Raw genomic sequence first — 13463 nt, 5'->3', positions numbered from 1 at the left:
CATGTCGTTAACAGGCCCTGGACTATTAAATTGTTGAAATGGAAGTTAATAATGCAGTATTAAGGCTTGCAGTGCCGGAAGATGCCCCTAAGTTATTAGAACTGGTCATGGAATTGGCAGTCTATGAAAAAGCCCCGGAGGAGGTACGTACCGGACCAGAAGAATACAGAAACGGTCTTCAATCCGGTCTGTTTCAGGCAATCGTCGTCGAATTGCCCAATACCGGAATCGTGGGTATGGCCTTGTTCTTTCCTTATTTTTCAACCTGGGGTGGAAAAACTTTGTATTTGGAGGATTTTATCGTTCGGGAGCCTTTTCGCAGGTTTGGATTCGGAAAGCTCTTATTTGATGCTTTTCTGGAAACCGCCATTGCGCAATCTGCACGCAAAGTCAAATGGCAGGTATTGGACTGGAATGAACCTGCCAAGTCATTTTATAAAAAATACGGGGCCAAAATGATAGCTGGTTGGGAAAACGGGGTTATTCAATTAGATGATCAATGCTAGATCGGCTGATACGATTTATTGGGAATACCTATTTCAGCTACTTTTTAGGCGCCATCATAATGACTGCCATATTGCGCATTGCCGAAACCTTACATTTATTGATGAGATTTAATCCGCCCCAACTTTATAGTTCCGAATTATTGGGTTGGCTCATCGACATTTTTCAGGCAGGGCTCGTGCTTTGTCTCGTCTTTCCACTCCACCAAATACTCATTAAACGATTTCCAGGATTTGGAATTAAATATGGCTGGTATCTGATTGGCTTTTTTGTTTTCATGCATATCACGATCTCCGAATACTTTTTCTATCAACAGCGGCCACTAGATGTTTTTGTCTTTAAGCACAAAGCTGAAGAAATGGTCTTTTCAGTAAGCACCGCAGATTCACATATCTTGTTACCGGCCATGATCAAATACAGCGTTGTCATGTTAATTTATTTTATAATGGCCATATGGCTTTATAAATGCACACTTCCGGCAAAACTGAATAAGGTACTCTTACTACTATTTATAGCGATCTCATTGACCATAATGCCTGTCTTCCATAGTTTAAAACTACCCGTTGCAGGTAATCTGGTAGTCAATAAATCGACGTTTTTATATGTAAATTCCCTCAAGGAACTGTACCTCATGCTCACCGACAGCGGATTAAAAAAATATGCCAAACGCTTTCAAACAGAATTTCCAGGCCCCAATTATACAGACCCCAAATTTCCCTTTCTCCATTTGATTACCGGCGAAGATCGACTATCGAAACAACTGGATAAATTCGAATCCCCACCCCATATTGTCCTCATCATCGTTGAAGGCCTTGCAGACGATTTTATTCATCCCATGAAGGGAGGACTGCTCATGCCATTTATGGATAGTTTATCGCGGAAAAGTCTTTATTGGGACCGCTGTCTGAGCAATTCAGAACGTTCGTTTGGTGCTACACCTTCGCTGAATGGCTCTCTGCCTTTTGGCAACAACGGCTTTGCTTTAATGGATAAATATCCTTATCATTTTTCATTGGTCAACGTATTAAAAGAAAACCATTACCGCAGTCGTTTTTTTTACGGACAGGGGGCATGGTTTCACGGAAAAGAGCCCTTTTATCAATTTAATAATATTGATGAGATTATCGACAAGGAAGATTTCTCCTCCAAATTTACCAAAGTCTTCGTGGGGAAAGAAAAATTTTTTTGGGGTTATAATGATTTTGATTTGTTCAATCAATATTTTTTAAGCACTCCGGAACCGTCCAATAATTCCCGATATGATGTGTTTTTTACAGGAACTTCACACGCACCTTTTGCAGTGAACGACGAAAACCATTACCGAAAAAAATACCGACAGATCACTTCTAAAATCAGCGATCCACAAACGAAACAACATTACCAGCAGTATTCCAAGTATTACACTTCATTGCTCAACGTAGATGATGCTTTGAAACATTTGTTCGATAACTATTCAAAGCGAGAAGATTATTGCAATACCTTGTTTATAGTCACAGGAGATCATCCTATAACCGAAATTCCGGTAAACAATCCTTTAAAGAAGTACCATGTACCGCTGATCATATATTCTCCGCTATTAAAAGAAACTGAAAGGTTCCACGAAGTATGCAGTCATCTGGACTTATACCAAACCCTAATGCCTTATTTAAGATCTGAATATGATTTGCGAGTGCCTGTATTCAGCACAGCACTTGGTGAAGGATTGAAATTTGAAAAAACATTTAACCAAGCGAAAGTAATCCCGCTGATGACAGATAACCGGCGAATAGAAGATTTTTTCTACCATGGATTATTTATCTCCGAAAGCAACCGCATGTTTAAGGTTGATGAAAATTTTGAATTACACGAATATTACAACAACAAAAGTTTCCAAAACATTTATCATAAACTCAAATGTTATCAGGCGGCCAGCGTTGTTGCCACCGAAGATGAATATTTATTGCCGGTAAAGATCTACGACGATTTTTTTCAATACAAAGAAATAGCCCTTTTCCAAAGAAACGAACAGATGAGTTTATCGGAAGATGGAATCGTAATTTTTAATAATATCCCTTGTGAAGAGCATTTATATTATTTGGATGTAACAGTAAGTAGCTGGAATTTTTTCAATTTTGCACCCAATTGTATTTTGAATCTCAAAGACAAATCTACCGGAAAAATATTACAAACTTTTGAAGTACATAAATCCGGATCCACTACAGTACAATTTCATGTGCCGATTAAAATCCCGGAAGCCCTGCTTTCGAAAGTTGTATTGGAAGTAAAGATTACGGACAAGGAAGGCGGATTGACTTTGTTGTCTTCGTTGAAGGCGAGGTTGTATTATAAACAATCGGGGGAACCCTTTAAAAATTTAAGCGAATTGAATTATTGATAAATTTCCAGTTTCTAAACTCTGTAATACTCCCCAATTGTTAGACATAAAGTTGTGTTCGCTAATGTATTAAAACTAATATTATAATTTATCGTTATATGTTTATTAAGCAATAAAGAGAACCTGCTCAATTCAATCGGGACTATTTCATGTTAATTTCAACAGACTTTACAACTGCATTATCTCTTTTAAATCCGCTTGTCTTAGTCATATGACTTAAATAAATAGAATCGAATACTTCCTGTGAAATCATTTCATAATCAGAAAATTTATAAACCCAAATTTGTGGATTTGGTTTAAAATAAATGGTATCGTAAATGGCCCTTATTAATGTATCCGTTTTACTCCATTCAATGATCACCTTCTGCTCTGCGTTTTCTTTACTTTGCTCATCATTCGTAAATCCGGTATTCACAAATCGTGTACATTCCAAGATACTTTCGGCATTTCCCTCTTTTTTTTGTTTGACCACCCATTGGTCCAAGGTGAATATATTTTTCCGATAGACAAATGGACAATATAATAATCTCGTCATAAGACCTTTGGTTAAATCGGCATAAGGAGGTACTATTTTTTTAGAGTACATTTTTTCATTGACTGCATCAATTTGCGTTAAATGTTTATTTAGAGAAAGGCAGGCCAACTGATTATTTTTCACCACTATAAAATCGCGAATGGAATCAAGGTTTGATCTCTTCCTTGTATATACAGAAGAGCTGTAGGATTTGCCTGAAGATTTTGTTATAGATTGAAAACTAACATTCAAATTATAGCTGTAATTTTTCAAATTATAATATTTCATGTTTAATAAGTCTAAAATGGTGGCGGGGTCTACTTCTTGTGCAATACTGAGCCTAGACAAAAACAAGATCACAATGAAATACAATTTTCTTCTATAGGCATATCGTATCATCATATCATTATGTTAGCTCACTTTGAAGGCTTTTTAAAGCATTTCGGTTATTTGGTTGGTAATATTCGCCCTTTGAAAATGAACACTTTTTACCATAAGTTAGCTTTATTACATCTTAAAAATAGCATTTCTTCATCCGTTCTCTCAAATTAATTTTTCCCAATACCGCTCATCCTATTTGCAAATTTAAAAAATTGCCTACTTTAGTAGTTCAAAACAAAACAAAAATTATATGAAAAATCAACTGATCACTATTACCGTTACCGGAATCATTATTTTCATCTGGCAATTCTGTACCTGGGGCTTGCTCAATCTGCATGCGGATGAATTTAAATACAGTCCTAATCAGGATGCTATCCTAAATGCCTTAAATGCAAATCTGACAGAAGATGGGAATTATTATATGCCTACTTTGCCTATGGATGCAAGCCATGAACAACATGAGGCGGCAATGAAAGCAAATATGGGTAAACCCTGGGCAATGGTCAAATATCATAAAGTAGCTGATTTCAGCATGGGAATGAATATGTTTCGAGGCTTCGTCGTTGATCTCTTTGCAGCATTTTTACTGATCTGGCTGTTGATGCAATTTCGGGAGACGAGCTTTAAAACGGTCATGATGAGTTCCCTGGGCATCGGGTTCATAGGTTACCTGGTGATTACCTACACCAATAGCATTTGGTTTGATACCAATACGATGATGTATTTTGTTGATACAATTGTTTTGTGGGGATTGGTTGGTGCCTGGTTGGGTTGGTGGTTGAATAGAGGGCAGGCTAATGGCTAATGGATGATGGATTATGGATGTCCCGACATGAAGATGTTACTTTTTAACAACAACATGATGATGTCGGGAGATGATGGATGGTAATACATCCATTGCAACACGAGTACAAAACAAAAAATCTTAGATCTATGTTCCGTTTGGAAAACGGAGTTTTCCGATCACCCCAGCGTATCCCGCTTTGAAAAATTCTACGGAGTCCATTATACATTTATAAAGCGGGATGAAGACTACGCAGAGCGTTTTTAGTTGATGGATGATTGCTGAAGCTAACATTTGTTAGTTTTTGTAATACTGAATTACTTTTTATTTGATTATTTTGACTTTACTTTATAGATGCTGGATGGCGGGTTTTTTATTTTATGATAATCTCTTTTCCGCCTAAAATCACTTTTGATACTTTTGTTTTTGCAAGCTCTTCGTCTGTGCAAGTCAAGAGGTTCCGATCCAGGATTACAAAGTCAGCTAATTTACCGGCTTCAAGACTGCCTTTTAAATGTTCTTCTTTGGCTGCATAGGCATTCCAAATTGTATAAGAACGCAGGGCTTCCGTTCGGGTCATCTTTTGTTCGGAAAAAAATTCGAGTCCGTTATCCAATCGTTTTCGGGTTATGGCTGCGTACATGCACTCAAAAGGATTTACGGATTCTACCGGACAATCGGTGCCGTTGGCTAAACTTGCTCCTGAATCGATGAGTGATCTCCAGGCATAAGCTCCAAGGCGCGCCCTCTGCTCCCCAGTCTTTTTCGACAAAGGGCGCATCTGATGTACAATGTACCGCTTGCATGGAAGCTATGACTCCTAATCGCTTAAATCGCGGGATGTCGTCCGGATCCAGATGTTGGGCATGTTCGATGCGCCAACGATAATCCGATGGGCCATGTTTTAAAAAATGTTGCTCAAATACATTTAGGATCTCGCGATTTGCACGGTCCCCTATACCATGTGTGCACAATTGCAAATCTCTTGCGATACATAAACCTGCAATTTTATCCAGGTCTTCAAGCGACATTGTATTTTGACCAAAGTGCTCGGGTTTGTCTTCGTAATCATCGAGCATCCAGGCACCGTAACTTCCCAAAGCACCGTCAACATATGCTTTGACGGCTAAAGCACAAAAATTCTTTGCTGCATTATGTGCAACCGGTAAAAGACTTATTTGGCTTGCTATCTTGTCAGGGTCTTCATATAACATGACCCACATTCTGGTCTGAAGAATTGCAGAATCGCAGAGGCTTTTGAGTAGTTGAATTTCTTCGATACTACTTCCGGCGTCTTGAAAACTGGTGATACCTTGCTGTATACAGGCTTGTGATGCCAGCAATGCGTGTTTTCTTATGGTAGCTAATCGCTCTTCTCTGCTTTTTTTACTTTCTTCCTCATGAAAGGCCTGTTGGATCAATTGCATGGCATTCTCTTCAAAGACACCGGTTCTTTTCCATGTAGATCGGTCACAATCCTGCCACCTGGTGGCGATATGCTCTCAACGGTAATGCCTGCAAGATCCATAGCGCGTTGATTGGCCATCAGAGCATGCCCTGATGCATGCACGAGGATTACAGGATTGTCCGGACTTACTGCACTGAGGGCATCGTGATAAGGATATCCATTGAATTTAATTTCTGCTTCATCCTTCCATTTTTCCTGATGCCAGCCCCGGCCTTCTATCCACTGACCAGGATTAGCCTTGGCAATGGCTGTCTTGGTCTGTGCTACAATTTCCGACCAGGAAGTTGATTGCATGAGATTCAGTTCACTGAGGCTCGCCCCAATCCAAGAAAATGTCCGTGGCCTTCGATGAGCCCGGGCATAACGAATGCTCCTTTTAAATCAAACATTTTTGTTTGAGGGCCTGTCCAGCTCTTCATTTGTGCGAGACTACCCACGGCTGAAATCCGGTCACCGGAAATCGCAAGCGCCTCGACCAACTGATTCAGGGTATCGGCCGTGTAAATCTGGCCACCATACCATACCGTATCGGCTTTTTTATCTTGTTGACATGCAGACAAGAGTAAGAAAATATTAAACAGGTAAAAGAATGGATTTAGTTTTGCCTTCATTATGGCAAATGTAAGTCCGGAGGAAGAGTTCCTCAAATTGTTTGAAAAATTTGTTCAGGAATCTTCCGGAAAAACGAGTCCTTCAAGTTTGTATGAACCCGTTGAATACATACTTTCATTAGGTGGTAAAAAGATACGACCGGTAGCACTATTGCTCATTTGCAGACTACTAAAGGGAAATGAAGTCTCCGCGCTCAACGCAGCTTATGGAATCGAACTTTTTCATAACTTCACTTTGATGCATGACGATATCATGGATGCATCTGATTTCAGGAGATCGCAAGCAAGCGTTCATAAAAAATTCGGATTGAATGCAGCGATATTATCCGGGGATGTCATGTTGATTGACTCCATTCGTTTTGTGAGAACTTCGGAAGAGATCAGCGGCGCGAATCATCTCACTGATCTTTTGTTGCAAACTGCTAAAGAAGTTTGTGAAGGACAGGCCATGGACATGGAATTTGAGATGCGGGCGATTGTCAATATGGCTGAGTACCTCGAAATGATCAGACTTAAAACAGCTGTCCTGCTTGCAGCAAGTTTTAAATTAGCCGCATTAATAAGCCAGCGCCCGGATTTGGCGGATGCATTATACGAACTGGGAATCCAGGCCGGGATCGGATTTCAATTGGAAGACGACTGGTTAGACTACTATTCTGAGAATCCTGCTTTTGGTAAACAACATGCCGGAGATATCCGAAGAGGTAAAAAATCGGGATTGATTCTTGAATTAGCAGAACAAATGGATTCGATTGAAAAAACAGAATTTCTCGACGCTTACCAGCAAGAAAAAGAAGAACTGAAGAGAATAAAAATCGTAGAAAAATATTTGCTGAAATTTCCAATACGCGAAAAATTAAAAGCGCGATTTCTGAACTATAAATCCAAATCATTCGAATTGATAAAACAATTGAATGTAAGTGATGGTGTCCGGATTCAACTTTCTGATTTTATACATCAGATTTTAGAGCGAAAAAAGTGATCATGATTCAGTCGGTTCCTTATGAATTGATATCCCAAATATTTAACCCTGGCATTAAACACAAAAAGTTAAAATTTACGGGAAAATTCAAACCAGTCCAACTTTCAACAGCCTTTATTGTTCGAAACAGATGAAACGAAATGAATTTTTACAAACACTGGCTTATTTACCGATAACTGCAAGTCTGCTGCCTTTGAATGCACTTGGCAAATTGGTGGAAAATCTCGATGCAAGTCCGGAAATGCCGGTATTGTTTTTAGGTCATGGGAGTCCTATGAATGCCATCGAGGAAAATGAATTTGTAAAAGGATTTCGTGAAATTGCCAAAACTCTGCCAAAACCAAAAGCGATTCTGTGCATATCAGCACATTGGGAAACAAATGGAAGTTTTGTAACAGCCATGCCCAAGCCCAGGACGATCCATGATTTTGGAGGCTTTCCAAAAGAACTATACCAACAACAATATCCGGCACCTGGGCATCCATTACTTGCTAAAGAAATAAATGGTCTGATCGCAAAAACATCTGTTAAGCTGGATACGCAATGGGGTTTAGACCATGGTGCCTGGACCGTCATCAAACATTTGTATCCGAAAGCAGATGTACCTGTAATTCAATTCAGTCTGGATTATACCAAAGATCCTTTGTACCATTATGAACTCGCTCAACAATTGATGCCCCTGAGAAGAAAAGGTGTATTGATCATAGGTAGTGGAAACATCGTTCACAACCTCAGACTTGTTGCCTGGGATAAACTGAATAAGATTGATTTTGCATTTGAATGGGCACTAGAAGCGAGAGAAAAAATGAACCAATATCTTAAAATCGGTGACCACCAAAAACTGATCCATTATCAAAAACAAGGAAAAGCCTTTGAACTTGCTATACCGACCCCGGAACATTATTTACCCTTGCTTTACACTTTAGGCCTACAACACAAAAATGAAAAACTTCAGGTCTTTAACGATAAAGCTGTAGGTGGTTCATTGACGATGACATCATTAAAAATTGGTGGTTAATTGGAATAGTTCCATCAACCAAATCAGTGTAAGTTTCAAGCCTGGGACCTAATATTTGATTTAAGTTTGATCATTAAATCACAATAGAACGGCTTTAGTGCAAAGGCCTTTTCTTAATCATTCCACCACGCGTATCTTTGATTGGATATTGAATCACAAATGCTCCCGGATCGATTTTATCTATTTCTAAAAGTACTTTTGTAACTTCGAGTCGTGTCACCACACAAAACAATACATTCTTATCTTCAAGTTTGGTTCCTTTTTACCATGTCCGCCTTCAGACTTAAAAACGGTAAATCCTCTTCCGATTTTGTCGACTATGGATTGTTTAATGTCTTCCGATTCTTCAGATACGATCATGATACCTATATATTCCTCAATACCATTGATGATAAAATCGACAGTTTTGGATGCTGACAGATAGGTTAACATAGAATACATGGCTGTTTCAATATTCACGATAAGTGCAGCGACAGCAAACAAGATGATATTGAATACTGCAATAAAATCACCAACTGTCAAACTCGATCTCCTGCTCACTGCAATCGCAAGCACTTCTGTACCATCAATCACAGAACCTCCCCGAATGGACAATCCAATTCCAGCTCCCAGAAAAAATCCACCAAATACGGCTATGAGTAATTTATCGACCGTGACGACCGGATAATTTATAAAATGTACTACCAATGCCAGAGCGATAATGGCCAAGCTACTTTTAATTCCAAATTGCAAAGAGATCTGCTTAGTTCCTAATATGATAAATGGCAAATTGATGAGTACGATGAGAACTGACAGGTCAATACCTGTTTGAATTTTTAAAAGCAGCGAAACTCCCATGGCGCCACCATCCAAAAAATGACTGGGCAATAAAAAACATTTCAAGCCAATGGACGCCATGAATACGCCTAAAGCAATAAAGAAAATGTCTTTCACATGCCTAAACAAAATGATCCTTTGTATAAATTCGCTTTCGTGTATTTTAAGTATTCTATTCATGAAGCAAAATCATGGTAATTTTACAAATATAAGAGTTCAGAGAAATTTTCGGGAACTCATTTTATAAATGGATCGATAAAATAATGGAGCAAGGAAATGGGTTTCTGTTCTGCATGCTATTTCGCTGATTTCAAACTTGCCCGTCCGCCCAGAAATAAATGTAAATGGTAGCAGGACTTTCTGTTGAGAAATAGCAATTATCAGCTGCAATTTAGAGGCAATTGTGAAACCAGATCAAAGGTAAAATTACAAATCAAAGAGCTCAGGAAGCAATAATACTGTTGATGTTATTGATTGCGCATAACCAACTTAATTCCCAAAAAGCCCATAGGTAAATAGGCTCCAACAAGATCAAGGATGTTAAACCACATAGGCGATGGAAGCATAAAGACATTTGCAATTCCACCCATTAGGAAAAATGCAGCAACAACCATCCCACAAAGAAATGGACGCTCAGCTGCAAATTTAGCAGCCACAAAAGCACCTGCCAAAGTGCCCAATGCATGTGCCAAAAAAGGCATGATAAAATGCTTGGGTTGAAACAAAGCTAGCGTTGCTTTAAGTCCTTCCATGGTGGTCACATCTGCACCCTCCGGAGGCGGTATAACAGATCCACTTATAGATATTAAACTCATGTTGACGATGGATCCGACAATGATTCCGGCAACTACAGCAAGGATGTTTTTAATGGTTGGATTCATAACTTAGATATTGGATTATGGATTATGGATTATGGAAATTGAATATTGGATAAAATTGCCGATTTGTTTAAATTGTTCCATAGTTTAAAGGTAATCAAATTTATATATTACAATATCACAAACTATTAAATTTATTGCCTGTTTAAATTTCTGTAAGAAATTTAAATTGGTGATCTCAAATGCATTGCCCAATGAACAGAAGCGTTTTGGTAAAAGGTAACTCCAGATGAATTTCGCGCATCCCGTATTCCTGGTTAAAGGGTTTTCGATGCTTTAAATGAAAAACTTGATTTTCGATTTTGAGCCATAATTGATCAATGTCATCCACTTCTAGATAAAATTCCATTTGACCAATATTTTCACCGGCAGGAAGAAGATGAATCGTCAGGTGATCTTTTTCATATATGGCATACTCATTCTTTTCCATATGTGGCTTAAAGCCCAGAATATCTTTAAAAAACTTACCGGTCTCCACCAAATTGTACGATGGTATCATGGGACTTATGTAAAGAGCTTTATAAGTTGACACTTCAATTTTTTTTTTCAAAAATAAGGTATTTAATCCGCAATGCTATTGCAAAATAAAATGAATACTTTCCTATTGATAGGTTCACTTCCAAATATCAAAAATTATCAGCTCGAGGTCGCCGGAAAATATCTGTCCTCATTAAAAAAAAATCTCAATTTGTTATTAATTTACGGCTTGAGTTCATAAGGAAAGTCCAAAATTGCATATGATCTATGATTGAAATATTGTTGCCTACTATTACTCAATGAGTATGACTCTAGCATCCTTTTCATAACTCGTTTCAAACTTTAATAGAAAAGCCTTTTGTTTCATTAAATCAGGATATTCTTTTTCTACATAGTGTTGGCCAATTTCCACATTCATGCTTTTAAACTCATCTATTTTTAATCCGTCCAGAGTCCATAAAGAGATATGGATATCTGTGTTTTTGATGATCTGAAATTGCAAATTCAGAATTCCATTGCTTGGATTAGGATAAACCATAAGTTTTAAACTTCCATTAGAAGGCTTGTTTAATTCATCAATGGCTGTGTTAGGATTCTTAATTAAATTTACTTTCAACAACTGACTGCTTGCGACACTTTGTGATCCATCATTTACCCAAAAAATATTTGCTGCAGTACTATTTATGCCCCCAAATATATAACCTATGTGTGAAGTGCCATCTGGCAATTCATCTAATTTTAAAACACCATTTTCATATCGCGATAAATGCTCAAGCGGAATAAATTCGCTTCCGGCTCCCAATAACTCTGGAAGTTCGACAGGCAACTTATATTCAGCCATCGAACCATCAGATGTCCGTGTTACCCTGGCAATTGTTTTAACAAAGGGCACATTATTATCTTGCACTAAAATTCCTGAACTATCGTAATATTGAGCGATTCCACCAAAAAATATCGTATGCATTTCGTTTTTCGAAGCAGAAAATATGGGAATGTTTGCACAATGATAGTGATTGTAGTATTGTGTAAAATTATTATTTACAGCATAGGAATTGGCATCGATATTTACACAATTTAAATATGGTAAATCAGACTGCAGCTGAAATACTCCTGAAAAAGCTGTCAAACCAAACTTTCCATCTGGCATCATCTGCGGCACAAGATTGTAATCTCTTCTATGTAAATTCTGTGCATCTGTAAATCCAGGTAAATGATTTATTGTAATAATCGTACCATTATCAATGAGCTTAAATTTTCTGATCTGGTTGGTATATTCTTGTATGAAACCCGGACCGTGAGTGGGACCCATTGGATTATACCTGCCCATAAACTTTTGTCCGCCCACCAAATGAAAGTAATCCTCAATTTTCTCCAATCTTCCGCCGGTTACCTGAAATAAACTATCCTTTATCTGACGTATGTATGTCGCAAAATCGCGTCCATTAATAATAGCCTCCATTACTGCCGGAACATCAATCGCCGACAGATTTGCAAAAGTCGTATGATCTCCAAGTGTTTCACTATATCCATAACCTCCAATGAGATATAGATAATTGTTCTGCTGGTAGAATTCCATGTTGGTCGCTTGCAATTGTTCCTGAATACTTCTTGGAAGAGTAGTCAAAGGTGCTGACCACTTTTGTCTGTTAACCGGATCCACAATAAAAATTAGATTATTATGGCCCGCCAAATCAAAACTTGCAAATGGCTGTCTTCTGTGTAAACCATCCAAACGGCCTCCCACAATTAGCCATTTTCCATCGTGTTGCCCAAAAGCATATGATTGAATACCCCCAAGTCCTTCGATTTTATAAGGTTCTATCGATATATTAAAGGGGGAAGTTTGAGAATGGAAATAAGCTCCATTCAAAAGAATAAAAAAGAATGCCAAAATCTTCAAGGAATACATAAACCAAATTTAATATAACAAAATTACGCATGAAAGCAATTCTGGAATGTGACTTTAGTCACTTAGACATGAGACTTTGTCCTTCGTGATGTATATTATAAAAAATTCACTCGACCTACATCAAGATTTAAATTTGATTGATCAATTTAATAAGTACGATTTACTTCATTCTGACTAAAATGCTTAACTTCGTCATAAGTCAAAATCATCAACATGCTCTGGCCTCTTATCATTTTAGTCTATTTGTTGTTTCCAATTCTTGGATATGTACAATATAAACAACAAAAAAGTAAGGGCCTTGAACCCGACTATACGTTTCAAACAAAGGATCTTCGCTCCAAAGTCAAAGTACCCGGTTCAATAGAACTCATGCGTAGCGGTTTGTGGGCACTTGCTGTAACGGTGCTGAGTATAATACCATTTATGGGTTTGCCAGGAGGACTCTTTATTGAATTGTTGCATTTTATCGGTTTACTTCCTGCAGACAAATTTGCAGGAGAAGATCTTTGGCCAATGGCTCTTCTTTTATCATTTATATTGCCCTTTGGATGGCCGCTTGCTGTTTGGTTCCGCAACACCACAGTAAACTCATTTCAAATTTCTTCATCTATTCTATTTTGGTCGGTATTTTTAATCTGGATAGCCGCAATCTTACTTTTATTAATATTTTTGGAATAGTTAATTATCCTTCAAAAGCAAGTGTATTGGAGCTCACTTCTAAAACCACTTGTTTTTTTGTCCAATTTT

10 protein-coding genes and 2 pseudogenes are annotated in these 13463 nt (G+C 38.0%); 6 read left to right on the top strand and 6 right to left on the bottom strand.

Annotated elements, in window-relative coordinates:
• Positions 1-38 precede the first annotated feature (38 nt).
• Together IPM92_04595 and IPM92_04590 are read left to right on the top strand one after the other, a co-directional pair.
• Positions 39-506 (top strand): GNAT family N-acetyltransferase, encoded by a 468-nt coding sequence (locus IPM92_04595; GenBank protein ID MBK9107663.1) that lies wholly within the window; start codon positions 39-41, stop codon positions 504-506.
• On the top strand, positions 500-2878 hold the full coding sequence (locus tag IPM92_04590; protein ID MBK9107662.1) for an LTA synthase family protein: 2379 nt from the start codon (positions 500-502) through the stop codon (positions 2876-2878). The genes IPM92_04595 and IPM92_04590 overlap by 7 nt, the downstream gene beginning before the upstream one ends.
• A 142-nt stretch (positions 2879-3020) precedes the next feature.
• On the opposite strand, the gene IPM92_04585 is transcribed toward IPM92_04590, so the two are convergent.
• Positions 3021-3794 carry a hypothetical protein gene (locus IPM92_04585; GenBank protein ID MBK9107661.1) on the bottom strand — a complete coding sequence of 258 codons (774 nt, stop codon included), beginning with the start codon at positions 3792-3794 and terminating at the stop codon, positions 3021-3023.
• A 229-nt stretch (positions 3795-4023) separates the two neighbouring features.
• Between IPM92_04585 and IPM92_04580 the strand changes: the two genes are divergently transcribed.
• Positions 4024-4578 (top strand): hypothetical protein, encoded by a 555-nt coding sequence (locus IPM92_04580; GenBank protein MBK9107660.1) that lies wholly within the window; start codon positions 4024-4026, stop codon positions 4576-4578.
• 352 nt (positions 4579-4930) lie between these two features.
• Here the strand turns inward: IPM92_04580 and IPM92_04575 are convergent.
• Positions 4931-6636: pseudogene (locus IPM92_04575) on the bottom strand (amidohydrolase).
• Between the two features lies 1 nt (position 6637).
• Here IPM92_04575 and IPM92_04570 point away from each other — a divergent pair.
• Together IPM92_04570 and ygiD are read left to right on the top strand one after the other, a co-directional pair.
• Positions 6638-7618: a polyprenyl synthetase family protein gene (locus IPM92_04570; protein MBK9107659.1), complete on the top strand. Its 981-nt coding sequence runs from the start codon at positions 6638-6640 to the stop codon at positions 7616-7618.
• 130 nt (positions 7619-7748) lie between these two features.
• Entirely contained in the window at positions 7749-8636 is an 888-nt protein-coding gene (gene ygiD / locus IPM92_04565) for a 4,5-DOPA dioxygenase extradiol (GenBank protein ID MBK9107658.1), read from the top strand.
• A gap of 94 nt (positions 8637-8730) precedes the next feature.
• Here the strand turns inward: ygiD and IPM92_04560 are convergent.
• The 4 genes and pseudogenes from IPM92_04560 to IPM92_04545 form a co-directional block, all read right to left on the bottom strand.
• Positions 8731-9632, bottom strand: a pseudogene (locus IPM92_04560) (YitT family protein).
• Between the two features lie 287 nt (positions 9633-9919).
• Positions 9920-10333 (bottom strand): hypothetical protein, encoded by a 414-nt coding sequence (locus IPM92_04555; protein ID MBK9107657.1) that lies wholly within the window; start codon positions 10331-10333, stop codon positions 9920-9922.
• Positions 10334-10508: 175 nt separating this feature from the next.
• A complete protein-coding gene (locus IPM92_04550; protein ID MBK9107656.1) occupies positions 10509-10880 on the bottom strand; it encodes a hypothetical protein in 372 nt (123 codons plus the stop codon).
• Between the two features lie 219 nt (positions 10881-11099).
• The gene (locus IPM92_04545) at positions 11100-12716 is read right to left on the bottom strand and encodes a T9SS C-terminal target domain-containing protein (protein MBK9107655.1); all 1617 of its coding nucleotides are present in this window, start codon (positions 12714-12716) and stop codon (positions 11100-11102) included.
• 213 nt (positions 12717-12929) lie between these two features.
• On the opposite strand from IPM92_04545, the gene IPM92_04540 reads away from it, so the two are divergent.
• Positions 12930-13394, top strand: a complete 465-nt coding sequence (locus tag IPM92_04540; GenBank protein ID MBK9107654.1) for a hypothetical protein — start codon at positions 12930-12932, stop codon at positions 13392-13394.
• The last annotated feature ends 69 nt before the right edge of the window (positions 13395-13463 follow it).

The sequence above is a fragment of the Saprospiraceae bacterium genome, from assembly GCA_016719615.1.
Lineage (GTDB): Bacteria > Bacteroidota > Bacteroidia > Chitinophagales > Saprospiraceae > Vicinibacter.
The sequence above is the reverse complement of the archived record's forward strand: the minus strand, read 5'-3'. Positions and strand labels throughout refer to the sequence as shown.